This is a genomic window from Pseudoalteromonas sp. MMG022 (assembly GCF_021654245.1).
Lineage (GTDB): Bacteria > Pseudomonadota > Gammaproteobacteria > Enterobacterales > Alteromonadaceae > Pseudoalteromonas > Pseudoalteromonas amylolytica.
In genome coordinates this window covers 1-25,277 of record NZ_JAKFZQ010000003.1, presented here as the reverse complement: position 1 = coordinate 25,277, position 25,277 = coordinate 1, and the positions used below count along the sequence as shown (strand labels likewise).

Annotated in this window: 17 protein-coding genes; 9 read left to right on the top strand and 8 right to left on the bottom strand. The window is 43.5% G+C overall.

Translation table 11 applies throughout. The features are described 5' to 3' along the window. Positions 1 to 74: 74 nt before the first annotated feature. The 7 genes from L1070_RS03290 (at position 75) to L1070_RS03260 (ending at position 5,476) form a co-directional block, all read left to right on the top strand. Positions 75 to 764, top strand: coding sequence for an ABC transporter ATP-binding protein (locus tag L1070_RS03290; protein ID WP_237124487.1), 690 nt, complete (start codon positions 75 to 77; stop codon positions 762 to 764). 10 nt (positions 765 to 774) lie between these two features. Continuing rightward, positions 775 to 2,097: an ABC transporter permease gene (locus L1070_RS03285; RefSeq protein WP_237124486.1), complete on the top strand. Its 1,323-nt coding sequence runs from the start codon at positions 775 to 777 to the stop codon at positions 2,095 to 2,097. A 9-nt stretch (positions 2,098 to 2,106) separates the two neighbouring features. After that, entirely contained in the window at positions 2,107 to 3,318 is a 1,212-nt protein-coding gene (locus L1070_RS03280) for an FtsX-like permease family protein (RefSeq protein WP_237124485.1), read from the top strand. A 269-nt stretch (positions 3,319 to 3,587) separates the two neighbouring features. Further along, a complete protein-coding gene (locus L1070_RS03275) occupies positions 3,588 to 3,842 on the top strand; it encodes a helix-turn-helix transcriptional regulator (RefSeq protein WP_343221723.1) in 255 nt (84 codons plus the stop codon). Beyond that, complete coding sequence (locus L1070_RS03270; RefSeq protein ID WP_237124483.1) at positions 3,842 to 4,048, top strand: hypothetical protein; 207 nt, start codon at positions 3,842 to 3,844, stop codon at positions 4,046 to 4,048. Before L1070_RS03275 ends, L1070_RS03270 begins: the two co-directional genes overlap by 1 nt. 4 nt (positions 4,049 to 4,052) lie before the next feature. Continuing rightward, positions 4,053 to 4,652 carry a hypothetical protein gene (locus tag L1070_RS03265; protein ID WP_237124482.1) on the top strand — a complete coding sequence of 200 codons (600 nt, stop codon included), beginning with the start codon at positions 4,053 to 4,055 and terminating at the stop codon, positions 4,650 to 4,652. An 8-nt stretch (positions 4,653 to 4,660) separates the two neighbouring features. After that, the gene (locus tag L1070_RS03260) at positions 4,661 to 5,476 is read left to right on the top strand and encodes a helix-turn-helix transcriptional regulator (protein ID WP_237124481.1); all 816 of its coding nucleotides are present in this window, start codon (positions 4,661 to 4,663) and stop codon (positions 5,474 to 5,476) included. A 464-nt stretch (positions 5,477 to 5,940) separates the two neighbouring features. Here L1070_RS03260 and L1070_RS03255 read toward each other — a convergent pair whose 3' ends face one another. Both L1070_RS03255 and L1070_RS03250 read right to left on the bottom strand, forming a co-directional pair. Continuing rightward, positions 5,941 to 9,126: an amidohydrolase family protein gene (locus L1070_RS03255; RefSeq protein WP_237124664.1), complete on the bottom strand. Its 3,186-nt coding sequence runs from the start codon at positions 9,124 to 9,126 to the stop codon at positions 5,941 to 5,943. Positions 9,127 to 9,236: 110 nt separating this feature from the next. Beyond that, positions 9,237 to 10,067 carry a M90 family metallopeptidase gene (locus L1070_RS03250; RefSeq protein ID WP_237124480.1) on the bottom strand — a complete coding sequence of 277 codons (831 nt, stop codon included), beginning with the start codon at positions 10,065 to 10,067 and terminating at the stop codon, positions 9,237 to 9,239. Positions 10,068 to 10,175: 108 nt separating this feature from the next. Between L1070_RS03250 and L1070_RS03245 the strand changes: the two genes are divergently transcribed. Further along, positions 10,176 to 12,503 carry a DEAD/DEAH box helicase gene (locus L1070_RS03245; protein WP_237124479.1) on the top strand — a complete coding sequence of 776 codons (2,328 nt, stop codon included), beginning with the start codon at positions 10,176 to 10,178 and terminating at the stop codon, positions 12,501 to 12,503. A 395-nt stretch (positions 12,504 to 12,898) separates the two neighbouring features. Beyond that, positions 12,899 to 15,121, top strand: coding sequence for a TonB-dependent receptor (locus L1070_RS03240; protein WP_237124478.1), 2,223 nt, complete (start codon positions 12,899 to 12,901; stop codon positions 15,119 to 15,121). Positions 15,122 to 15,246: 125 nt separating this feature from the next. Here the strand turns inward: L1070_RS03240 and L1070_RS03235 are convergent, their stop codons facing one another. The 6 genes from L1070_RS03235 to L1070_RS03210 all read right to left on the bottom strand — a co-directional run. Then, positions 15,247 to 16,536, bottom strand: a complete 1,290-nt coding sequence (locus L1070_RS03235; protein ID WP_237124477.1) for a HAMP domain-containing sensor histidine kinase — start codon at positions 16,534 to 16,536, stop codon at positions 15,247 to 15,249. Continuing rightward, positions 16,517 to 17,884: a sigma-54 dependent transcriptional regulator gene (locus tag L1070_RS03230; protein ID WP_237124476.1), complete on the bottom strand. Its 1,368-nt coding sequence runs from the start codon at positions 17,882 to 17,884 to the stop codon at positions 16,517 to 16,519. The genes L1070_RS03235 and L1070_RS03230 overlap by 20 nt, the downstream gene beginning before the upstream one ends. A gap of 270 nt (positions 17,885 to 18,154) precedes the next feature. Next, a complete protein-coding gene (locus L1070_RS03225; RefSeq protein ID WP_070984171.1) occupies positions 18,155 to 18,904 on the bottom strand; it encodes an ABC transporter ATP-binding protein in 750 nt (249 codons plus the stop codon). Positions 18,905 to 18,935: 31 nt separating this feature from the next. Next, entirely contained in the window at positions 18,936 to 20,192 is a 1,257-nt protein-coding gene (locus tag L1070_RS03220) for an HlyD family efflux transporter periplasmic adaptor subunit (protein ID WP_237124475.1), read from the bottom strand. A gap of 32 nt (positions 20,193 to 20,224) precedes the next feature. After that, positions 20,225 to 22,657: an ABC transporter permease gene (locus L1070_RS03215; protein WP_237124474.1), complete on the bottom strand. Its 2,433-nt coding sequence runs from the start codon at positions 22,655 to 22,657 to the stop codon at positions 20,225 to 20,227. A gap of 535 nt (positions 22,658 to 23,192) precedes the next feature. Further along, the coding region (locus L1070_RS03210) for an alpha/beta fold hydrolase (RefSeq protein ID WP_237124473.1) at positions 23,193 to 25,277 on the bottom strand (2,085 nt) is incomplete at its 5' end.

The window sequence follows — 25,277 nt, the reverse complement described above, 5'->3', positions numbered from 1 at the left end:
TCTCATTAATAAAAATAACGATACAACTTTGTTAACAAAGACCCATTTACTCGTACAACAATAAGGAGGTATGTATGCTGATAATGAAAAACTTAGCCAAAGTATTTTACGCCGATAGGATTAAAACACAGGCGCTACATCCATTTGATTTACAGGTAGAACAAGGAGAGTTTGTCAGTATCATCGGCTCTTCAGGCTCGGGAAAAACCACTTTTTTGAATATTGCAGGGCTTTTGGAAGAGCACAGTGAAGGCGTCTATCTACTCGACGGACAAGACGTGACCACCATGAAAGACAAGCAAAAGTCAGCGTTTCGAAATGAGAAAATTGGCTTTGTTTTTCAAAGCTTTAACCTCATTCCTGAGCTAAACCTATATGACAATGTAGATATGCCACTGCGCTATAGAAAGTTCACAACAGCAGAGCGCGACAAACGTATTATGCAGGCACTAGAGCAAGTGGGCCTAGCTGGCAGAAAGCATCATTATCCAAACCAGTTGTCAGGTGGGCAACAACAGCGAGTAGCCATTGCCAGAGCCATTGCAGGCTCTCCTACGATGATCCTTGCCGACGAACCAACCGGTAATTTAGACTCGAAAATGGCACAGGGCATTATGACATTGCTTAAAGACATCAACGCCCAAGGCACCAGTATCATTATGGTCACCCATGACAATGAACAGGCCGCTCAAGCCAACCGTATCATCCAAATCAAAGACGGCCATTTGAGTGAATTACAAACGCTTGAAAAAGCCATTGCATGAGTAACGAGCCATGATGACCTACTATTTTAAGCTAGCCTGTTTGGGCGTGCGTAAAACCCCGTTTTTGAGTTTTTTAATCGTCGCCATGATAGCCATTGGCATTGCTGCAACCATGACGACTTATACCGTCAGCTATATGATGTCAAAAGACCCAATACCAACAAAAAGCCAAACGCTCTTTAATGTACAGCTTGATAACTATACTAAGGAATATGCCATAGAAATGGGCGACAAGTTGGGCTACACCATCACCTATCAAGATGCGGTTAACTTACTCAAGTCAGATATTCCAGTTAACCAAGTGGCGCTTAACTCCACTAAAGAAACGCTTTCTAACCCCTTGCGGACAGATCTAGATACACTCAATGTGATGGTACGCACCACAACACCCGACTTTTTTAGACTGTTTGATGTGCCATTTACTTATGGTAACGGCTGGGACCAACAAGCCGAAGATGATGCTGCACAAGTGATTGTACTTACTAAAAAAATCAACGACCAACTCTTTAATGGTGAAAATTCAGTGGGTAAAACAGTTGTCTTTGCTGATAGAATCTTTCGCGTTGCAGGCGTGCTCGATTATTGGTCCCCCATTCCTAAGTTTTATAGCACCGCAGTGGATACCTATAACGACCCATATGATGTATTTATTCCTTTAAATACACAGATTAAAAATGAGTTTTACTCCGCCTTGAACTCCGATACTTACTGCACGCAAGAGCCAGCCGACGGTTCTTTTGCAACACTGCTCACATCTGAATGTACCATGATAAACATGTGGGTTGAGCTGCCAGATGAGCAAACTAAAGCGCAATATAAAGACTTTCTCACCAGTTATGCCCAACAGCAGCAAGCCTTTGGTCGCTTTCCTAATAGTACCCGCTCCAAGCTACTCAATGTAAAAGAACGTTTGATTGATGATGATATGATCCCAAACGAAGGTCAGCTTGCAGTGTGGCTTGCGGTGCTCTTTTTGATTGTTTGTTTGCTCAACTGTATGAGCCTAATGATGGCGAAATTTTTTGGCCGTTCACGAGAGGTAGGCCTTCGCCGAGCGGTAGGTGCCAGCAAGCAAGCCATTTTTATACAGTTTTCTGTTGAATTGGCCCTATTAGGGGCGCTCGGTGGGCTACTGGGACTCGCACTAGCACAGCTTGGGCTTAACATACTCACCGGCATTTATTACTACATGCCCGCAGGCATTATGCAGATGAACCTGCCTTTGGCTGTCACGACTTTGTTGTTAGCACTGCTGTGTAGTTTGCTATTTGGGCTTTTCCCAGTATTAAAGGCGAGCCAAACCACGCCATCTAGCCAGCTTAAGAGCCTGTAGGAGCGAGATATGAAAGACTTTTTCCCAATTTTAAAATCGCTTAAAAAGCAAAAGATTGCGCCAATTCTGCTCGCATTACAAGTTGCGATTACCTTTATGGTGTTGGTCAATACCGCCTACATGATAGGTGAGCGCAGCAAAAAAATGCAGCGCCCAACTGGTTTAGATGAAGCCAACACATTTTATATTGTTACCAATTTCTTAAGTGAGCCGCATCAAGTAATAGCGGAGCAAAACGATATTCTAAGACAAATTAGGGGGGTTGAAGGTGTAGTAGGCGCAACTGCTCTCCCTAGCTTGTCCTTGGTTGGCTGGGGGCGTTACACCGACTTCTACTTAGAGCCAGAAGGCAATAGCGTTGGCTATGGTGGTTATTTGAGTAGCGACGAGCACGCATTAAAAACCCTTGACCTTGAAATGATTGCTGGTGAATGGTTTGTGCCCAGTGATATTTTAGAAACGGATAAAGAAGGGACTTTTCTTCCGTCTCAAGTGGTCGTAACCCAAGCCTTAGCACAAAAAATATATCCTAACAATTGGCGTGATATTGTCGGTACTACACTCTACTTTAACGGCGCGCCACACCGCGTAAAGGGCGTGATAAAAACCCTACAGAATGCTTGGCAGTTCTGGTCTGCTGTTGATGCAACGGTACTGGCAGGTGTGAATGAAGCTCAGCATACATCTCCCAGTCACATCGCGATACGCACCCAACCAGGCAGACTAGAGGAAGTGATGAACAACACCGTTGATACGCTGCTCAAAACCCCTGGTCGTAAGATTGAGAAAATGAGCACAATGCGCGAAGTAAGACAAAAAGCCTACAAAGAAGATTTAGCCACCAGCAAAATACTCACCGCCATTGGTTTGGGGCTTGCCATTATCACAGCGCTGGGCATATTTGGTCAGGCTCGTTACAACGTGAGCCGCAGAACCCAACAAATTGGTACTCGCCGCGCGCTGGGTGCTAATAAATGGGATATTGTGCGCTTTTTTATGGTTGAAAATGCGGTTGTTTCAAGCATCGGAGTGGTGATTGGTTTGCTCGGCGCTATCATTCTCAATAATCAATTTGTTGAGCTGCTATCAATTAACCCCGTACCACTGAGCTATTTACTAGCAGGTACCGTGGTGATTTTTATACTTGGGCAACTGGCGGTTATCTACCCTGCCACCCGAGCCAGTAGAGTCTCCCCCGCGATCGCCACCCGTGGTGCTTAGGCTTATAACTCAAACTCGTTAGCATGTGAATGCTAACGAGCTGCTTGCGTACTGATAAATGGATTTACTCCGATAGTAAACAAAATGTTGATTTTTTAACCCTATTGAAATAATCTGTCCCTAAAGCCCTGCACGGCTTAAACACTGTTTATTACTGGCATTACTAAAGTTACAAAACCATTTTTTGTTTTACCAGAAGCCACCATTGTTAATATTATGTATATTTAGATGCGGAAAAATCTCCCCATCGCAATAAAAAGGGAAAGGACGTGATTAATGGTGACGATCTAAGGTCGATGAGGTTAAAAGCCGGCATTTCTCAGGAGCAGATGGCAAGAAAACTGGAGTGCGACCGTAAAACAATTAGTAACTATGAATTTGGGGTAAGCGATATTCGCTCCAAAGAGCTATTCAAATGGTTTTTATATTGTAAAATCGACGTTGACTCATTGCTTAACCAAATCAAAGGCCTAAACGATGAAGTTAGCAGCTCTGAGAAATCAAAATTACAGGATGATGAATAATGAAAAGAGCCAACTTGCTAAATATGTTTAACATTGGTTCGACTAATGCTGAAGTTAGCCCAGAGAAGTTAGTGAGTGATCAAGGTTTTGAGTTAAGTCATAGACAATGCTCTTTTATCGCAAGCGCTGGGCCATGGAAGCCACCAGCTCCTTATCAAGCCAGCAATGTGCTTCCTCTGCCACTAACTGACGCTCAAGATGGATAACAATATGAAGTTTTCGCAATTAATGATGCTTACTATTATTTCACTGGCCATATCTTATATTATGATCGGTAACCCAAAAGTGACATCTGAAATTTATATTCTAGTAATTGCACTCACAGCTCTTTATGGCGCTATCAAAAAAGAACCTAACATATTACATATTTCTGTGCTTTTGCTGCTGATAAACTTAGTTGAATACATCATTTTCGCTTATGAAATAATTAACATAAACAGTTTTTTTGATAATGAAGTATTATACGGCAGCCTAATCTTTGGTATTCAGCTTATAATCAGCATACTTTCTATCTTTATTTTTGTCTTAAGAGTTCAAATATCAAGAGCTATTTCTCATTCAAGTAAAATTGAATTAACTTATTTTGATGGTCTATTCCACTGGGTATTTATTTACTTGTCTTTGATTTATGTACTCGCAATCCTTGAAAACCTCGCTAGACATTTACTAGGTTGGCATAATATTACGCTGATCTACCACAGTTTCGAGTCTCTCGTTTACATTGGTTGGGCGGTCTCTTGTGCCCTACTGTTAACCATGGTGATTGTGACAGAGAAAAAGCATAAACAGCGAAGATTTGAACCGTCATAGGGAGTGATATGATCAGTGGCGACGACCTGAGGTCAATGAGGTTAAAAGCGGGTATTTCTCAACAAGCAATGTCACAAAAGCTCGAATGTGACCGCAAAACGGTGATCAACTATGAGTTAGGGGTAAGTGATATCCCTTCTAAACTGCTATTTAAGTGGTTTCAGTGTTGTAAGCTCGACCTCAGCGCACTGATGAACCAGATAAAAGCTGTTCGTGGTGAGGCATCGGGTAATGGCCAATCAAATTTACTAGATTTCGTCACTTTGGTACTGATCTTAAGCCCTCTTTGGGGGCCTAAGATTATGATGGAGATATACATTGCTGCGATTACTTTAACCGCGTGTTATGGGGCCGTCAAAAAAGAGCTAAATGTGCTTCATATCGCTTTAATATTGTTGTTCATCAATCTCGTGGATTATATCGTTTTTGCTTTTGGCATTGTTGATCTAAGCACTGAGGGTAAGGATGAAATACTCCACGGTAGCTTAGTTTATGGAGTGCAATTATTAATAAGCATCTTTGCCATTGTAATGCTGATCTTAAGAGTGCAAATATCAAGAGCATTCTCTAACTCTAGTAAAATTGAGCTAACCTACTTTGACGGTCTATTTCATTGGACATTTATTTACTTATCTTTGATATACGTACTCGCAATCGTTGAGCTCTTTGTCCGGTATAGACTAGAAATGCATAGCGTTACAATCATCCATGATAACTTTAAATCACTCGTCTATATCGGTTGGGCTATCTCCTGTGCGCTACTTCTAACCATGGTCATCGTCACCGAACAAAAGAATAAGTTACAAAAAGCTGATTCTTTATAGTATTACGGCCTTTGAGTAATCGCTTTGAGGCCGAGTCACAGTGATAAATCGTGCCACACATGCTGTTTTGCTCTTTTTTATCCACAACATGGTACTTTGCACGTTAAACAGGTTGTCACTTGCAAATCTCAGATACAAACAGAAGCCACAGCTTACTATTCTTTAAAAGATCTTTACCTTCGTCAGGAAGACAACATCTTTACATGAGCAATGCTGTCACCCTAGTTGTTCAAACAACGCCCTTTCCTAATCTCTCTTGTCATTCTGAACTTGTTTCAGAATCTAATAAAAAGGCCATCACTTGATGTTAGAGCCATTCACTTAAAAGATCCTGACCTTCGTCAGGATGACGGCATATATGTTTGACGCACTTGTCATGCTGAACACATTTCAGGACGAGACACCTTAAACAAAAAAGGCCGCAACCTAAGTTGCAGCCTTTTTAGATTCAAGCAATAAGATGGTTATTCAAAGAACAATTTATCGCGCTCTTTTTTGCCCACTTCGTTCATCGTCGCGGCATCAAATAGACGACCATTGATCATGGTGTAAGCCACCTTATCTGTATTACGAATGTTTTTAAGTGGGTTGCTATCTAGTACCACTAAATCAGCAAGTTTACCGGCTTCAATAGAACCGATATGTTTGTCTAGGCCCACATACTTCGCTGAGTCTAACGTTGCTGCACGCAGTGCTTCGTGTGGCGTCATACCACCTTGAGCAAACATCCAAATTTCCCAGTGTGCTGCTAAGCCTTCACGCTGACCGTGCGCACCTAGGTTCACCAAAATGCCTAGCTCTTGTAGCTCTTTGGCAACGCGTGCGTTGTTTACGTGGTTATAGTGATGATCAGGTGATTTGATACGACGCATAGAACGCGGTAACAACTGGTTCTTAGGCACAAATTTACTCAATCGTGGGTGGTTCCACACATCGGTTTTATCGTACCAATAGTTTTCACCCCAGATACCACCATACGCTACACCCAATGTTGGCGTGTAACCCACTTCGGTTTGCGACCACAATTGCTTCACATCATCATAAATATTGGCAACTGGAATTGAGTGTTCAACCCCCGTGTGGCCATCTACTACCATGGTTAGGTTGTGTTGTAGCAGCGATCCCCCTTCTGGCATCACCATCATGCCCATTTCTCTTGCTGCTTCAACAACTTGTTGACGCTGCTCACGGCGAGGCTGATTGTATGACTTAACACTAAACGCCCCCACTTTTTGTAAGCGCTCAAGGTGGAACTTAGCATCATCTAACGAGTCGATGTGTGCGGTGTAACCCGGTACATTGGCGCCGTATAAAATAGTACCCGTTGAGAAGATACGCGGTGCTACAATCTTACCCGCCTTTTGCATTTCGCTGGCCGCAAAGATTTCTGTGGTATCGTTTGAAGGGTCATGGATAGTAGTCACACCTAGCGCTAACCCTGCTAGGTTCTTCCAGTTTTGCTCTGGAATGATCTCCTCGCTGGCTTGCGAGCCGTGAGCATGAACATCAACTAATCCAGGCATAATGGTTTTGCCTGTTACATCAATCACTTTAGCGCCTTTAGGAATAGCAACATCACCGACACTACCTACTGCTTTGATATGCTTACCATCGGTCAGTACCACACCGTTTTCAATCACTTTATCGCCTTGCATGGTAATGATGTTAGCACCTGTCAGCGCAATCATGCCCTTAGGCTCTGCCATGTCTTGTTTAAAGCCAATGTCAGTACCGCTTTTTACTTTGAAGTCAGCGTCTTTGTCTTGCTTTATGTCAAACATGCCATCAAGGCTTGCATGGTATAGCTCAGGCCCTAAGCTCCAGTAAAGCTTGTCACCTTTGGCGCTCCAGCTAATATTCTCACCCGCACGTACAGATAACTGCTGCACTGGGAATTGCTTGTCATTTGGAGAAATTGAGATGGTTTTACCAGTTTGCACAAATGGTGTTACAAACACTTTGAAACGCTCAGCAAATGCCAGATATTTACCATCTGGTGATACACGATATTCGGTTGCATGCTCCGCGTCATAAAGCGTGCGAGACTTTTTCGTTGCTAATTCAATCGCGCGTAACTCTGGGTTTTTGCCCTGTGCCATCACGTAAATTACATCGTTGCTATCGGCAAATTGTGCTTGATAGCCCACTTCACTGATAAGTTCTACGTCACCACCATTGCTTGGCACTTGGTATAAACCAGGCTTTAATGACCATTCAGGCGCCAAAATTGAGCTGCCGCGAGACTTACGAAACACCACGGTTCTACCATCAGGGCTAAATGTCGGCTCAACGTATTTACCCGGCTCTTTGGTGATAACTTTACCACTGCCGCCGCTTGCTGAGACTACACGTACACTGCCCTGCTCATTGTCATCCCAAGTGGTATAAACAATTTTCTTACCATCACGAGAGAACTGTGGGAAAAATTCAAAGTGACTGTTTTGCTTGGTCAAGCGCTTCACTTTGCCCGATGCTAAATCGCGCGAGTAAATATGGCCCATGGCTTCGAAAATAGCCGTTTCACCATTTGGTGAAACCTGCACATTACGTAACATCTTCACGTCAAACTGAGCTTGGTCGATGTCTTGTGCAAAGCGCAGTGCTTTTTGTACTTTCTTGGTGGTATTTACACTAAACTCGATGGTTTCAAACGATTTGTCATCAACCGCCACTTTATGAATTTTACCACCCGCCCAGAATACCAAGCTTTCGTTATCCGGCGTCCATGCAATTGTTGGGTATACCCCATGAATCGCCCAAGTCTCTTGCATGTCACGCTCTAGGTTGCCATACAATTTGGTTTCTTTGCCCGATTCTAAATCATACAAGTACAGACTTGATTGGAAGTCATCACGTTTAACATACGCAAGGGTTTTACCATCAGGGGATGGTGTAGGTCTAATTGCGCCACCCATGCCAGATAAGATAACTTTAATTTCACCCGTCTGTCGATCAAAGCGCTTGATCTTATAAATACCCGCTACCGAGTCTTTTGAATAGTGGAAGGTTTTGCCCGGTGTTGCATCGTGCGAAAAGTACACGTAACGACCGTCTGGTGAAAATGCAGGTTCACCCAAGTCTTTTTGATCGTTTTCACGCTTCGTTAACTGTACGCCGCTGCCACCTGATTTGTGGTACATCCATACTTCACCCGCGCCCAAAGAACGTGATGCTGTAAAGTGCTTACGTGCCACAAGAAAGTCGCCGTCTGGGCTCCAAGCTGGGCTGTTCAACAAACGAAATGTTTCATTGGTCACAGCTCTTTGCTCTGAACCATCGACGTTCATTAGCCAAATGTTGTCACCGCCGCCCTGATCCGAGGTAAAAGCGATGTGTTTGCCATCAGGGCTAAAACGTGGCTGCATTTGCCAGCCAATATCACTGGTAAGTTGCTTTGCTTCACCACCTGAAATTGGCATGCTGTAAATATCACCCAACAGATCAAACACTAAGGTTTTACCATCTGGACTCACATCCACGTTCATCCATGTACCTTGCGTGACGGAGATCTTCGCGTCTAAAAACTCACCTTGAGGGGCGTCTACTTGCCATTTTTGCGATTTTTCTTCTGCTGCATAACTGGCTACACTGCTTGTGCCCAGTGCCAATGCGATAGAGAGCGACAGTGCGCTATAAAACTGCTTTTTCATCATTCTTATACTCTCAACTAAAATTTGCACCATCACAGCAAAAATTAGCTAAAGTTGCCAGTAAAATGCCATCAATTACAGATTTATACGGCTATTGTCTAGATTTACTCTCAATATCGCTGCCACTGTGCTGGGTCAAACTTGAAATAGCGCATTAACAGACGGTATAACTCGGGATCATACTCTCTCAACTGTGCTGGCTTTTCGATGAAAGTTTCAGTGAGAACAGCAAAAAATTCCGCCTCATTGGTGGCCCCATAACTGTGCATCACATGAGGCATTTGATAGGCCACATGGCTTTTTAAATTGCTGTATGCTCGATTGAATACTCGTGCCCAATCAGCGTAATCCTGCTTAGATGGCAGTTGTGGCGTACCATTGGTTTGTCCTGTTTGTTGATCCAACTGATGAGCGAACTCGTGAAACACCAAATTATGACCATCTCCTGGCAGGCGGTTACCCTCCAATACATCGTGCCAGCTCAACACCAATGTGCCGCCAGGCCAAGACTCCCCCTGACGAACAGAGGTGTGATAGTTCACTAAGCCCGCTGCATCTTGACTGGTTTGCGGCACATAGTAGCTACTTGGATAGAGCAAGACTTCTTTAACATTTGGATACAGCGGCCAAGACTGGTTAAGCACTAACAAACACGCATCCGCCGCTACAATCAATTCCATTGCACGATTCACCCGCAGTCCATCACGGCCTAAAATACGCTTTTCCCCCAAAAACCAAGCGACATGTCTTTCCAACGCAGCTCGGTCAGCATCAGTCATCGCACGGTAAATTGGCATGTATTGTAACAGCACCTGTCTGTCTGGTTGGCTCAGGGTTATCTCTTTATACTTTCGCGCCCAAAGCAGGTTTTGAATGTGTTGCCAACGCCAATACAACACCACAAAAACCACCAAAGCCAACAACAAAAAAACATTTATCATATTGATTACTTATTCATCTTTTTAAACATAGTTGGTACAAACTACGGCATTTTCAATACAGCTTTGATAATATTTGCCTGTGTGTGACTTTTATCTACGTGCCTATTTATGACTTTACCTATTGCTGCCATACAATCTGACTTTCTCACCACCCTCGCCAATAATCATGTGGTGGTCAGCGCAGCAACAGGCTCGGGTAAGTCAACGTGTTTGCCTTTGTGGGCCCGTGCGCAAGGACGAGTGCTGGTGATTGAACCGCGTCGCATTGCCTGCACGTCACTGGCAGAGTACCTCGCACAACAGGACAATACTGAGCTTGGCTATCAAATCGGCTATGCCATTCGCTTTGAACAGCACTTTACTGAGCACACGCAAGTGGTGTTTGCCACACCGGGTGTGGCGCTACGCTGGTATTTTGAAAATCAATTAAGCGATTTTGACGTAGTTATGTTGGATGAGTTTCACGAACGCCGTTGGGACATGGACTTATTACTCGCACTACTTAAAGTACACAACCAGCACCGTTTAATCGTCACCTCAGCGACGCTGAACACCAAACCACTTATCCACTATTTACAGGCAGCTACACTCCATTCCGAAGGCAAAATGTTTCCCGTTGAGGAGCGTTTTATCGCCAATGACTCGCGCGCCATGCCCAGCAAATATGATTTAAGTGAACGTGTGCGTGAGGCCTGTGAACAAGCGCTCGATAATACCGATGGTGATATTTTGGTTTTCTTGCCCGGCAAAGCAGAGATTCTAGCCGCTGCGGGCCAGTTATCACACCTTGATGCACTGGTCGTACGCTTGTATGGTGGCTGTAATCCACAGCAACAACGTTTGGCATTGAATGCCCAGCAGCAACAGCGGGTTATCTTAGCAACTAATGTGGCCGAAACGTCTTTGACCATCCCTAATGTCAGCTGTGTGATTGACTCAGGGCTTGAGCGCCGCACACATTTACGTGGTGGTAAAACCGTACTCAACCTTGAAGCCATTGCTAAAGATTCTGCCAAACAGCGCTTGGGCCGCGCAGGAAGAACCCAATCAGGCTTATGCATTCGACTCTACGGTGAACATGCGCCGCTTATTGATACCACCCCCCCAGAAATACACCGTGAAAATCTCACAGAATTGGTACTCGCGGCCGCTTGCTCTAGCGATGGCGTGGATAGCTTGCCGTTTATTGAGCCATTGCCGCAAACCTCTAAAGCAGCAGCAATCACGATGTTGACCCAAATAAATGCCATAGATGCGCAGCAACGCGCCACTGCACTTGGCAAGCAACTTTATCCACTACCGATTGATGCACAACTTGCCTACTTAATCTGTGCTATGCCCAGTAAGTCTTTACAGCAGGCCATGGTTGATGCTATCTCAGTGCTAAGCGTACCGGCTCGCGTTTATCAACTGCCAAGTTCACCCGAGCAAATCGACGCCTTGAACAAGCGCTTACCCAATCACTGTGATTTAGAATTTGTCATCGCCCTAGTGCGCGAGCAGTTAGAAGACATCAAAGTAGAACCTGATGCCCTAAAAGAGGCTCAACAATTTAGTGATCAGCTACGTATTGCCTTTGATCTGCCACAGCGTAAACACGCAGCCAGTTATGATAGAAATCAGCTCATTGAAGCGATTGCCAAAGCCAAACCTGATTGGCTATTCGTCAAACGCAATAATCGCCGAGGCGCGTTTGGTAATGGCGAAAGTGAAGTGATCCCTGCAAAAGAAACACGCATTAACGACAACTGCAAAGCCATGCTCGTGCTCGATACCTATGCCCTAGCAGGTAAAGGTACTAAACAAGCCATGACATTGGCCACCTTAAATGCGCCTGTTAGCCTGAGCTTGATTACGTCGCTGGGCCTTGGTGAGCAACAGTTTATTGATGCCTGTCTGGTTGATGGCCGAGTGATGGCAAAATTCAGCTACGCGTATGCGGGGCTTGAACTTAATGAGCAACTCGTCGAACCTGCTGGCCAGTTGCTTATCGACGCCTGTGTTGCGCTGATATTAAAAGGTGAACTACTGGCCCCCGCTGGCAAGCAGGTTACACAATCACTGGCGGAGCACCAGCTTTACTACCAAGCACACGGTAACACTGTCGATGTCCTCACCGCACAGCACTACCTACAGAAAAAGCTACCAGAGCTTGGCCTGCAAGAACAGGAAGATATAGAGCTGATTGAACCACAAGATTTATTCTATCAACAACTTGAGCCTTGGGAGCTTGAGCCATTCATTGAAAAACACCCACCACATGTACAGCTCAACGATCTATTGATGCAGGTTGAGTATTCGTTCACAGCTAAACGCATTGTTTTAAACTATGTCAGTGGTAATCGAAAAGATGCCCCAAAAAAGTGGGAGCTGCCAGCTTGGCCTGGCTTTAAAGTCAGGTACAAAAAAGCCAGTAAAGTGGTAGATGTAAAATAACCGATAACATTGTAAACAGACAAAAACAAAACAATCTAATTACTCCGTTATTTGGCACAATAACTGGTAAAATTTTGCATATCTGCTTAGTTAAACAACAAATGTATTCAAAAAAGGCACTTAAAATGAACAGCTTTGCTAATTTTTTATTGCCAATTCTGCATATCTCATTGTATAATGCTCGCCCAATCGAATAGCAGCTTTTGCTGGCCTTTCATTTTTGTAATTTGTCGTATTTCGCTTATAAATTTATGCAGTCTCCCATGGATGATTGCGTTTTTGCGCGCGCGTTTTACAAACAGTTCGGCTAGTGGTTGCATTCACGGTTGGCGAGTCCCTCGCAGAAACCAAACACACACGAGATTTAAAACATTAACCGTTTCTGAGGAACAAATATGAGCACCACAGTACGCAATTTAAACCCTGTCGCAGGCGCATTGGCGTTAGCATTTGCAAGCTTAGCTTCAACATCAGTGATGGCCCAAGAGCAAGAAGCACAAGCCGAAAAGTCAAAAATGGAAGCCATAACCGTAACCGCGACAAAGCGCTCACAAGTTATCTATGAAGTACCAATTGCAATGAGTGCGTTCTCTGGTGATGATTTAGACTCACAAGGTATCTCGGATATCACTGATGTGGGTAAATTTGTTCCAAACCTAAATATCACAGGCTTCTCAGCGGGTCACAACTCTTCAGCTAACCCGTTTATCCGTGGTATCGGCTTACAAGATCACTTGATCACAACAGACCCTGGCGTAAGCGTTTATGTTGACGGTGTATACCTTGGTCGCCAAGTTGGCCAAAACTGGAACCTAGCAAATATCGAGCGTATCGAAGTATTGCGTGGTCCACAGGGTACACTGTACGGCCGTAACTCAATCGGTGGTGCTATCAACATCATTACCAAAGCGCCTGATCAAGCCGCTGTCACTAAGGTAAGTGCTGAGGTGGGTACTCGCGGTCGCCTTAAAGGTAGCATTTTTACTAACCAAGCTGTTTCAGAAGACTTAGCCTTTAATTTTAACATGGGCTTTAACCGTCGTGGCGGCATTGGTGAGTTTGTAAACTTGCCAAACGCTGAATACGATGTAGGCGAGAACCAAGAATTCCACGGCCGCGTATCTGTAAAATACAATGCCAGCGAAGATTTACGCTTAGTATTCACCGCAGATGCCAATGATGGTGAAGGCGGTACACGCCCTTACACAACGCTAATAGACGAATTGCCAAATGGTCGTTTGTATCAAAATGGTTTACGCAATGAGCAAACCACAGCAGACCCATACGACAATGCAACGAGCACCTATGAAACATCAACGGTTTCAAACAAAGCGAACGGCGTATCTTTAACCGCTGAATACGACATCAATGCTGACTTTGGTACCAAGTTTATTTTCTCTAAGCGCTCAAGTGAATACAAAGCGGGCTTAGATGATGACAGCACAGCGGTTGCACTTGACCATTACCCAGAGCGTGGTACAGCTGACCAAACGTCTGTTGAATTACAACTAACGGGTTATTTAGGGCGCGCTGACTTTGTAACCGGTGTGTACTGGTTCAATGAAGAAGGTTCAAACCGTCAAGACTCTTCAGAAGCAAGCTTTAACGGTGGCCCAACTAAGTTGGAGCTTGATCAAGAGACAACCAGCCGTGCGGTATTTGTTAACGTCGGCTATGATGCCACTGACGATTTACGCATCTCGGGCGGTGTACGTTACACAGAAGACGAAAAATCAGCTTCTACTAACGTATTCGACCCTGTTGGCACTATCTACTCAAGCCGCGAGTGGGATGAAATTTCTTGGGAATTAGCAGCCAATTACACCTTTGAAAATGGCTTAAACTGGTATGGTACCGTACAAACTGGTTATCAATCAGGTCAGTTCCCAGCTCGCCCTTACTTCTTAATCGGTCAGTTCTTCGGTGCCGGTGGTTTTGATAACCCTGAAGCGGCTGCCATCGTACGTGCTAACAACGCATTTATGGCCAGCGATAACATCAGCGCAATTAACTACGAAACAGGCTTTAAAGGTCAGTTGACTGATGATTTCAGCATGAGCGTCGCATTTTTTAACACTGAATACGATGACCTACCGTATCAGGTAAACGTAGTAACAGACGCGGGCTTTGACACCAACAACCTGATTGTTGAACAAACATCGCGTGGTGTGGAGTTCGAAAGTACTTACTATGTGACTGATAGCTTTACGTTACATTCAAGCTTTGGCTTTATGGACGTTGATGTGCAAGAGCAAAACGGTGTAAAACCAGTTGCACCACTCACACCTGAGTGGACTGCATCAATCAGCCCATCATATGAATTTGGCTTAAGCAATGGTGCAACTGTCACTACGCGTTTGGACGTTTCTTACCGTGATGATATGTATGGTGAACCAAGTTCAGACCCTCGCCGTATGACACAAATCGACGCACGTACTACCACCAACTTTGATATCTCATACGCGCCAGCGAACGCTAACTGGGATATCTCGTTATATGGTCGTAATATTTTCGATGAGCGTTATGATGATGCACGCTTGAACACAGGTGACTACATCCTAGTGATCAAGAGCAACGATGCAAGCGAGTTTGGTGTACGTTACAAAGCGACATTCTAAATACTTGTTTCATACCTTGAACGCAAATTGCCAGCATCCATGCTGGCAATTTTGTTTTGGCCTTTTGCCAGTCAATAAACGACCTGTAGAACGCCCAAGACGTACGCCGCACTAATTGGTTAGTTTCACTTGGCTGACTTGAGCGGGATGGTAATGGTAACAGTGACCCCGTGTGTTGGGTTGTTGACCAAACTAATACTGCCATTGTGTTGCTCAATGACGTTCCTACAAAAACTCAGCCCAATCCCTTGCCCTTCCTGTTTCGTGGTAAACAAAGGCACAAATAGATTTTCTTCATTAGCGAAACCATGACCATCATCAATGACTTTAATGACAGTATTGTGATTATCTTCGCTTAACACCAAGTCCACCGTTTCTGCCCCCGCTTCCAGCGCATTTTTAACGAGGTTAATCAGGACCTGCTCCAAAATGGACCTATCAGCCCAGATCCACCCCGACTTAACGGTAACGTGCAATGCGCGCTGTTCAAACAGCCCTTTAACTTGTTGTGCCAACTGTTTAGCAAAAACCTGCTCATAGTGTAAATTCACTTCTTTGGTCAAAGAGGCATAACGATTAATGAAGTTCTGCAGTGACATACAACGCTCTGAAATCAGCGCTAAGGCGTCTTGATCACGCTGATTAGTTGCACGTGCAGACAAGCTCTCAGCGATGCTAGAAACAGGTGTTAATGAGTTGCGTATCTCATGCCCCATAACATTCACCATCTGTCGCCAAGCTTTGTCCTGACTATTGCGGATTGTTGACTCAATATTGGTAAATATGAGCAGCTGATAAGTTCTACCCGCATCAATAAAGATGCTATGACTTATCTGCCACTGCTGATTAATTTGCTGTTTGTTTGTCAATAATTGCCATGTGTTGTCAACTTTAAGCAAGCCCAATAATTTAAGTGAAGCATTGCGATACCGCTGCCATGGCTGACCATCGTATAACAAACTAAACGCGCCATTGGCATACGACAATTGATCTTTTTGATTGATCACCATTACTGGGGTCTCGAGCTGATCTATCAATTGGTAAACCAAGAACGCATGTTGGTCATAGCGTTGCTTTTTAATCGACAGTTCTTCACTTAACTCTCTTAAGTGCTGATGAAATTTACCGACCACTCCGAGGGGAAAAGCAGGCTTAGCATATTGTTTGTAATCTTCTTGCTTAATTGATTCTATATGTAACAAAGCGCGGTGAAAGCTCAATAAAATGCGTTGGCGAAAGTACGCAATGGCAAATGTATAGCAACACAGCATCACACACATCGATAACACAACTTGCCACGTTAGCCACGCAAAATACCAAGCACAAGCCAGCGTTACCGCCGAAAATAGTGCCACAAACAGCAACAACCAAAACGCAATAAATGCTTCCAGCGTTTTATCTTTGAATGTCATCATATTTTTCCAAGCGTCTGTATAGCGAAGACTTAGTAAGACCTAGCAGATTCGCCGCCTGGGTAATATTGTTGTCACTGGTTGCAAGGGCTTGTTTTATCAATTTTCGCTCAGCTTGTTCTAGTGTCATCATGGTGATGGTATCGTTAGGCTGATGATCATCATTAACTGGCGTTATCATTGACAAATCTTCAGCACAGATCTGATCCGACTGAGATAGCAATACCGCACGCTCCATTAAATGGCTAAGTTCGCGAATATTCCCCGGCCAAGCATAATTGCATAGGATATCTTGTGCTTGTTCAGTAAGCGTAATAGTGGGCCTTTGATATTTATGCGCAAAGATTTGAATGAAGTACTCCGCAAGCGGCACGATATCCAGCGTACGCTCTTGCAAAGACGGCACTCTAAATTCCAAGGTATTTAACCGGTAGAACAGGTCCTCTCTAAACTGCTCATTATGGATCAACTTTTTAAGATCGGCATTAGTAGCGCTGATGATACGGGTATTCATCTGCTGTGTATGGCTTGACCCAAGCACTTCATACTGTCCAGACTCAAGTACTCGCAGCAGTTTAGCTTGCTGTGAGAGTGGGATATTCGCAATCTCATCTAAAAATAGCGTGCCATGGTTGGCAAGCTCAATGCGACCAATACGATTGCTTTTAGCATCTGTAAACGAGCCCTTTTTGTGCCCAAACATTTCACTTTCAAATAAAGTTTCAGAGATAGCACCCATATTAACGGAAATAAACGGCCCAGATTGGTAGTTTGACAAGGTATGTATTTTCTCGGCTAACTGACTTTTCCCCGTCCCATTCTCCCCCGTCAGTAGGACATTCACATCCGTTGCCGCAATATTGTTTATTTGTTTCATTAACTGCAACATACAGGGAGAACGCCACGCATAGCCTTGCTGATACTCAGGCTCCAAACGCTGCTGTAGCTTTTGATTTTGCTGTTGTAAGCTTGATAACGTAAGTTGGTGCTTGATAATTTGCAACAAACGCTGGTTTTTCCAAGGCTTTTCAATAAAGTCTCCAGCACCAAGTTGCATTGCTTTTACGGCAAGTTCAACGTTAGACCATGCTGTCATGGCAACCACCGGAATACTATACTCTGACTGAGATAACCAAGATAAAAACTCAATACCTTCCTCTCCAGAGGTAATATCCCGAGAGTAATTCATATCAAGTAATATCAAGTCAATATGGTTGTGCTTTATCGCATCACGCGCCTGCTCTGGACTGTTGGCCTCAAGTGGAGAATAACCATTATCTTCCAATACAAAGCTGGTACTTAGAAAAATATCGTGTCGATCATCGACGATCAGAATACAAGGTTTACTCAAGACGTTCCTTTCTTGCTTTTTGTTTATTATTGAGGACGTGGTACCTATAAGGCCAATAGCTGGCCACTGTGTGAGATTATGATACACAGCTAGATAATAGGGTCAAGATAAATACAGGGAGCATCAGTATCGCGCCCAATGATTGACGTGCGAGATTGATAAGCACCACGGCGGGTATTTAACAGGTTTGATACCCTACGCTATGGCGCAATATAAAAAGCATACAGGCGCGAAGCTGGACTGCTTTACGCCTTGATATAATTAAGAAGGTTAATCAGTAGTAAGTACTTCTTCACTTTCCTCAACGGTATTGTTAACGTTAGACTCTCTGTTTGTTGGTGTGGTTAGGATCTCGCCATCCAACAATTTAAACTGCTTGGTCGCCCTGTCTGCGTATCGAGACTCGTGAGTTACCATACAAATAGTAGTGCCGTTTTGATTCAGTTGTTCGAGTACATCCATAATTTGGTCACCCGTATTAGAATCTAGGTTCCCTGTCGCTTCATCAACAAACAAAATAGCAGGGTCTCCCACCAAGGCTCTAGCGATTGCTATACGTTGCTGCTGACCACCCGATAGTTGGTTAGGTTTATGTTGTGCTCGATGAGTCATGCTGACCATTTCTAGGCATTTATTCACACGCTGTTCTATCTCTGTGGTGCTCATAGCTTCACTTCTATAGCGCAGTGGGAGTGCGACGTTATCAAACACTGATATTTGATCTATCAAGTTAAACGATTGAAAAATAAAACCAATTTTACTATTCCTAATTTCCGCAGCCTCATCTAGTGACAAGTTAGAAACGTCAACACCTTCTATCTTATATTCCCCACTTGTCGGCATATCTAGCAAACCTAATAACGAAAGCAGTGTCGACTTACCACAACCAGAAGGGCCAGATATTGATACATAATCCCCCTTATAGATAGTTAGGTTAACGTCTTTTAATGCGTGCGTCTCCATATCCTCTGTTTCAAAGACTTTGGAGATATTTTTCATTTGGATCTTAATTTCGCTCATATCTATATTCCTACTAATTTTTCCATATTCTTTAAGGAGTTATTGCCAATTCTGGTGCTGTACTTTTCAGGTTCGATAAATCTGAAATTATGAAAGCATCATCTGGCTTTGCGCCTGATATAACTTCAATGTATCGACCTGCTATTTGGCCTAGCTCTAAAGTTGTTAGTTGTGCTGTTGAGCTGCCTGAAGTTAGGCGGTATAAATTTATTTTGCTATGTTGCTTTACATTGACCGGACGCTCAATGTAAAGCACCTGTTGCAACTTATCAGCGATGATTGAAGCGTCTACATTCAGCTGAGGACGTGCACTAGCAGGTAATGTTTCAGGCAAGGCAATTTCTATTTCTACCGTATTGTCCTGAACAATAGGCTCAATACGTGAAACCTTGCCAACTATTTTGTCCCGTCGCGTATCAACAACCGCTGTTTGGCCAACAACAACCTGCTGTACTTGACTTTGTGGCACTCGAACTAAAGCGATTAGATCCGTAACGCTGCCTATCAATGCAACTTCCTGACCTTGCGTTAAGCTTTGCCCCAGTTCCACTGACAACCTTTGCAAAACACCTGAAAACCCAGCTTTTACCTCCAATGCATCTAGACGAGTTTGTCTAATCTTCACCTGACCTTGCTGTTGCTTTAGTCGCTCTTGTTGAATATTTACAGACTCTTGATGAACTAGTTTCAGTTGCTCGATACGTTTTTTAAGTATTTCAATTCTCTTCGCCAGTTGGTTTTCTTCCAGCACCGACTCTTGATAAGCCAATTGAGATACAATGCCTTGTTCTATTAGCTTTTCTTCAGCTTTGCGATTGAGCGTTGCAGACTCATAACGCGCCGTCAACTCGGCAAGATTCGCTGTTTCATTCAGTATTTCCCTCTGGTTATTTAACTTCAGTTGCCGCAAGTTAGCCATAATCTGCAATAACTCTTGCTGAGCATCCTCAACCTCCTGAATTAATTCAGGGTTTTCTAAGCGTACAATCACACTATCAGGCTCCACATGAGCACCAGGTTTCAATACAACCTCTTTAACCGTAGCTGGCGTCAATGCAGTCAGCAATTGTTGTCGATTGGAGCTCAATACCCCAAAGCCTTCAGTGACAACTTCTAGATCACCCAGCTTTACCTTCTCAACAAGTACATCTTTACGAGATACCGAGACCGTTCCAGCCGCTTTCAAAGCCCAAGCAATTAAAGCGATTACGACAAGTAATACTACCGCCACTAATTGATATTTGTTTGCCAACCATTGTTTTTTGGGCTTCTTTTTAACTACATCCATAATCCCGAACCTTTTGTTTAGCTAAAGCTTGATTACTGACTATCACGTAACGAGTGAATAGGCATAACATTAATAATTGAGCGTAGAGGCCAATAACACGCAAACCATGTCATTAAACTGATAAGCGCAAGTGTCACGAAGAACATCGCCACCGTCCCCATGTTTACGTAGCTGCTTAACGCTTGTGCAAAGCCAATGTATAGACCGAGTAAAATGATTAGGCTTGCAACAAGGCCTATCACAACTGAACCCGCATTATCTTTTATGATTAAACTAATCACATCCTTACGTGATGCACCGATTGCAAGACGAGTCCCCAGTTCAAACTTACGCATTTGTGTGGCGTAGTTAAGAATACCGTACAAGCCAATAGTGGCTAACAAAAACGTCAAGGTTGCTAAAACAGAGCTGGTGATAGCCGTAGTGTACTGAGTGAACAACATCTGACTTTTCTTCTCCTCTAATGTATCTAAATCTTTTAGATACAACTGGCTGCTCACTTCTTTGAGAATTGACGCTATCATTTCACGAGACAAGGTTTGGTTAGGTTTCATCTTTAAAATGAATTGACGCTCATCAGCAGATGTCAACATATAGGCGCGCATTGGAATGTCTGTTTCATTTGGAACTTTAACGCCTTTGACAACCCCCCCCACACTCAGTAAATCACCGCCAACTGAGATTTTTTTACCCAACGCACTACCTTCACCTGCCAACCTTCTTGCGTACACATCGTTGATAATGATGCTGTAGTTTTGATCTTTAAAATCTGATTCACTGAAGAAGTTACCCTCGATCAGTGTTTGCCCCGTCATGTTGAAGTACCTATCGTCAATATAGCGACTTTGAATCGTCAGGCTTTCTTGAGTTTCTTCAACTGTTTGAATACGCATCCCATTGATTTCTAGCGGTGAAATAGCCTGAGATACATCATCAACTTGCGGTAAAGCCTGAAGTCTATTTCTTAGCTCTAACATAAGTGCTTGAAGCTGCTCGCTCGACAAATTGCTAGATCCGTTAACATTGATATTAAAAGTCGTAATATCCTTTGTTTCAAAGCCCAATGGCTCTGTAATAATTTTTAAAGAGTCTTTCAAAAGACCAATATTGATAAATACCAGCGTCGTTACAATCGTCACCTGTGAAATCACCAGTATCCTTCTCACTTTTTCAGAAACTTGAACACCAGTGCCCTTACCACTTGACTGTAGAATAGAGTTCAGCGCTTTATAGTTAACGATACCAGCGCTTAAACGCGCGAAAAATAAAGCGATGATTAGCGCAATAAGCACAGCAGATACAAAGGTAAATCCGTTTAATGCCAGCTCATCGATACGCGGAAAGCTAGACGCTAAGTAATGTTGAAGTACCCAAAAACCACTGTTGGCAATAACTAACGCCAACGCCAGAGATGCAAAAACTAATAATGCCGACTCTGTAAGTAACGAATGGAATAAATGACGCTTTTTAGCACCCACAACAGCTTGGATTGCTAATTGACGCTGCTGTTCAGCCGTACGAGACATAAATAAATTAGTAATATTAGTACATGCAATCAGTACCAGTCCTGTTACACCCGCCAGTAAAAGTAGCACCGTATTAGTACTGTCTCCCAATATTGCTTCTTTAAATGACTTCAATTCCATTTGAATCGTCCACCCCTTAAAGCGTGCGATATCTGATACGTTTTCTTGCCAGTAATTATTGAAAGGTCCAGTGAGGGTTTGCTCAATCTGTGAAGGTGCCATTTGACCATCAAGTTTACCAATAAAGTGTAATCGGGTGATAAATCCACCCCAACGGTTTCTCCAATTATCACTCTGGTGGTATGAGTTAAAATCCCAAGGTAAGTAGATATCAGTTTTACTGCCTGTACCAGCAAGCTGAGGTTCAACGAATGACTCAGACAACACACCCACAACCTTATAGTTGTTCCCGCTGACCGTAATGGTTTTGTCTAATATTTCGCTATCTAAGTTAAATTTTTGCTTCCATGTGTGATAGCTCAAGATGGCGACGGGATTATAGCTTTCTTTGTTTTCAGTTTGCTCAAATGCCCGACCAAGGGCCATTTGACTGCCCAATAACGTGAACCATTTAGGTGTTGCATAGATTGTCTTGACCGTTGGATGAGTCGGAAGCGAGCTTAGTACACTTTCGCTATAAAGCGCTATGGCCGATTCACTAAACACAGTTTGCGTGTCATATAGGTGAATTAAACTAGGATAGTTATACGCCCTACCAAGCACCTCTGCATTTTTATCTTTAACCACTGAGTTGAGCTGGTATAAAGCACCTTGTTCGGGGTAAGGTAGAGGTTTAACAATTACGATATACGCTAACGTCAGAATGCATAATAAAGCACCCAAACTTATCCCCAGTGTTGCAATGACAGTGGCTGAAAAGCCCTTTTTAAGGCGTAATCCAGCCCAAGCTTGCTTTAATAGATAAATACTTTGGTTCATCCTTTGCTTCCTGTTTTATACGATTTGACTCAATAAAGCCATACGATCAATTTTCAACAATAAAACTAATATTGCGAATAACATGCCACTTATAGCCACTTTTCAACGTGTGTTCGGCCTGCTAAAATAAAGAATTTAAAACCATTTAAAACAACAAGTTAAACCAACCCCTCCATACAACTTCGTATTTAGCTTGTCACCCTACAACGCTTAGAAATAGCGTTTCAATTTCAATAGACCGATATCGAACACTTACAGCCCGATATCGGACGGTTAATACCAATCAATGACCACCCCAAACATGAATACAATTGTGGTTATTGAATCAATCATCAAGGCAAACGTGAGCTCCTAAAGTCACTCCTAGAGATACCAAAACACAGCGCGAAGTGAAGAGTCCAGCTACTGATATCAGTGATTTAGAGATGAAAATAAAAAGCCGCAAAGTATCGATAATACTTTGCGGCTTACACTTAACAGAAACTAGAGGTCAATCAGGTTAACCTCCAACAAACATCATACAGTTTGAATACAACTAGAATACCTCCTGAATATGAGGTTGCGTCAATATCGAGAAGTGATCAGCTGCAACATCTACAATCGTAAGTGGCTGCATCAACAAGTCATTCCAACCATAATCGTCAGGTATATGTGCTCCATCAAAAGAGTGTGTTGCTCGATAAAGACTTATATTCAACGTGCTTGGCAGTTTGGTTGGCAAATAAGTGAGATAACAGTTTAAATTTGCCTTATACACGCTGTAATAAGTAACAAATTGTGTTGGCGTCATATCAACACCTTGGCTTTGGAAGCAACTGGATACATACTGCCCAAGCTCACTGTCTGTGAGCGACTGTAAATGTTGTATATCTAACTCTAAGGCCACACCGAACTGTTGTGCAAAGTTAACACAAACGCTATACAACTCTTCCATTTGTGTATTTTGCCCACCATATCGTTGTTTAAACTGTTGCTTAAATATAAGCGGTGTGTAGGCGTCAATCAGTTTTAACGAAGCAACTGACTCATTGTTTAGCAATAGCTGTTTCGCCATTTCAAAAGCCACCACACCACCATAGGAATGCCCTACTAGATGATAAGGACCACTGGGCTGAACTTCTTTTAGTGCCGCAATGTTTTCACGCGCTGTGCGTTCCACACTTTCCAATGGAGTCATAGTGCCATCTAAGCCTATTGCTTGTAGTGCATATACAGCATAAGTACCACCCAATGCTTGCGCCATTGGCTGAAGCGACAACACATTGCCTCCTGCTCCTGGCACAACAAATAGGGTCTGCGCCTCACCCTCGTCATGTAAAGGTACAGTAATGCTAAAAGACTGCTCTTTTTCTATGGTGAGCCGCTCACCTAGCTTTACTATATTTGGTGTTTTAAATAGCTCTGCTAACGATAACGTCTGTTCAAAATGCGCACTAATTTTTGCCATAAGTTTCACAGCAAGTAACGAGTGTCCGCCGAGGTCGAAGAAATTCGCCGTCGTGCTGATTTTATCCGCTTCAATACCCAACAGTTGTGAGAATATACCTACTAGAGCATGCTCTGCATCACTGCATGGTGCTACATACTTCCCTTGTAAACTCGCACAATCTGGCTGTGGCAGCGCTTTTTTATCTACTTTACCATTTGCAGTCAAAGGCCATGCATTCACTACCATAAGTACACTTGGCATCATGTGATCAGGCAGAGACTTTTCTAAGCGCTCTTTAATCTCAGTAATAAGCTGAACCTGACCCGCCTCATTTAACGTGTTACTGGCTTTGATATAACCAATCAACTGTAGCGAACCCGCCAGCTCTTTGGCCATCACCAATGCAGATTCCACTCCCTCCTGCACTGCGAGTTGCGCTTCGACTTCACCCAGTTCAATCCTAAACCCTCGGATCTTAACTTGATCATCCACTCGTCCAATAAACTCTAAATTGCCATCTGGTAAATAACGCACTAAGTCACCGGTACGATATAAGCGCTCTGAGCTATTTGGATGCGTGGCATCATAAAATGGGTTGGCGATAAAGCGCTGCTCACTCAACTGCTGACGATTCAAATAGCCACGAGCTAAGCCATCACCACCAATGTATAGTTCACCTATGCTTCCAAAGGGTACTAAGGCATTTTTGCCATTTTCGCTCAAAATATAGCACTGCACATATGCTAAAGGTCGGCCAATCATTGCTATCTCGGTGCTGACAAGTGCCCGTGTACTGTTAACCGTGCACTCTGTTGGTCCATAGACATTGAATGTCTTTGTTCCACGCTGACGATAATCCACCAGTTGCTGCCATAATTTACTCGAAATTGCTTCTCCTCCAACCATTAAGTTGGGTGGTGTAAACTCTCCCCAGCCATCAATCCAATGCTGTAACAAGGTTGGCGTACAATCTAGCAACTCAATATCATGTGATTCTATACACTGTCGCAATAGCGCAGGATCTTTTTTACACTCATCACTGAGAATAATCATTTTACGGCCACAGAAGAGGAGAATGATTCCCTTTACCGAGCCATCAAATATGTAATTTGAGCTCCAACCGATCGTATTTACCTCATCAAACCAAGATGGAATTTCGCTTGCCAAAGCTTGTACACTGCGATGCTCAAT

Coding starts and splice junctions, on each gene's coding strand:
- L1070_RS03265 (WP_237124482.1), top strand. CDS start 4,053: ATGAAGTTTTCGCAATTAATGATGCTTACTATTATTTCACTGGCCATA.
- L1070_RS03270 (WP_237124483.1), top strand. CDS start 3,842: ATGAAAAGAGCCAACTTGCTAAATATGTTTAACATTGGTTCGACTAAT.
- L1070_RS03235 (WP_237124477.1), bottom strand. CDS start 16,536: ATGATGACATTCAAAGATAAAACGCTGGAAGCATTTATTGCGTTTTGG.
- L1070_RS03260 (WP_237124481.1), top strand. CDS start 4,661: ATGATCAGTGGCGACGACCTGAGGTCAATGAGGTTAAAAGCGGGTATT.
- L1070_RS03280 (WP_237124485.1), top strand. CDS start 2,107: ATGAAAGACTTTTTCCCAATTTTAAAATCGCTTAAAAAGCAAAAGATT.
- L1070_RS03290 (WP_237124487.1), top strand. CDS start 75: ATGCTGATAATGAAAAACTTAGCCAAAGTATTTTACGCCGATAGGATT.
- L1070_RS03220 (WP_237124475.1), bottom strand. CDS start 20,192: ATGGATGTAGTTAAAAAGAAGCCCAAAAAACAATGGTTGGCAAACAAA.
- L1070_RS03215 (WP_237124474.1), bottom strand. CDS start 22,657: ATGAACCAAAGTATTTATCTATTAAAGCAAGCTTGGGCTGGATTACGC.
- L1070_RS03245 (WP_237124479.1), top strand. CDS start 10,176: ATGACTTTACCTATTGCTGCCATACAATCTGACTTTCTCACCACCCTC.
- L1070_RS03225 (WP_070984171.1), bottom strand. CDS start 18,904: ATGAGCGAAATTAAGATCCAAATGAAAAATATCTCCAAAGTCTTTGAA.
- L1070_RS03250 (WP_237124480.1), bottom strand. CDS start 10,067: ATGATAAATGTTTTTTTGTTGTTGGCTTTGGTGGTTTTTGTGGTGTTG.
- L1070_RS03240 (WP_237124478.1), top strand. CDS start 12,899: ATGAGCACCACAGTACGCAATTTAAACCCTGTCGCAGGCGCATTGGCG.
- L1070_RS03285 (WP_237124486.1), top strand. CDS start 775: ATGATGACCTACTATTTTAAGCTAGCCTGTTTGGGCGTGCGTAAAACC.
- L1070_RS03255 (WP_237124664.1), bottom strand. CDS start 9,126: ATGAAAAAGCAGTTTTATAGCGCACTGTCGCTCTCTATCGCATTGGCA.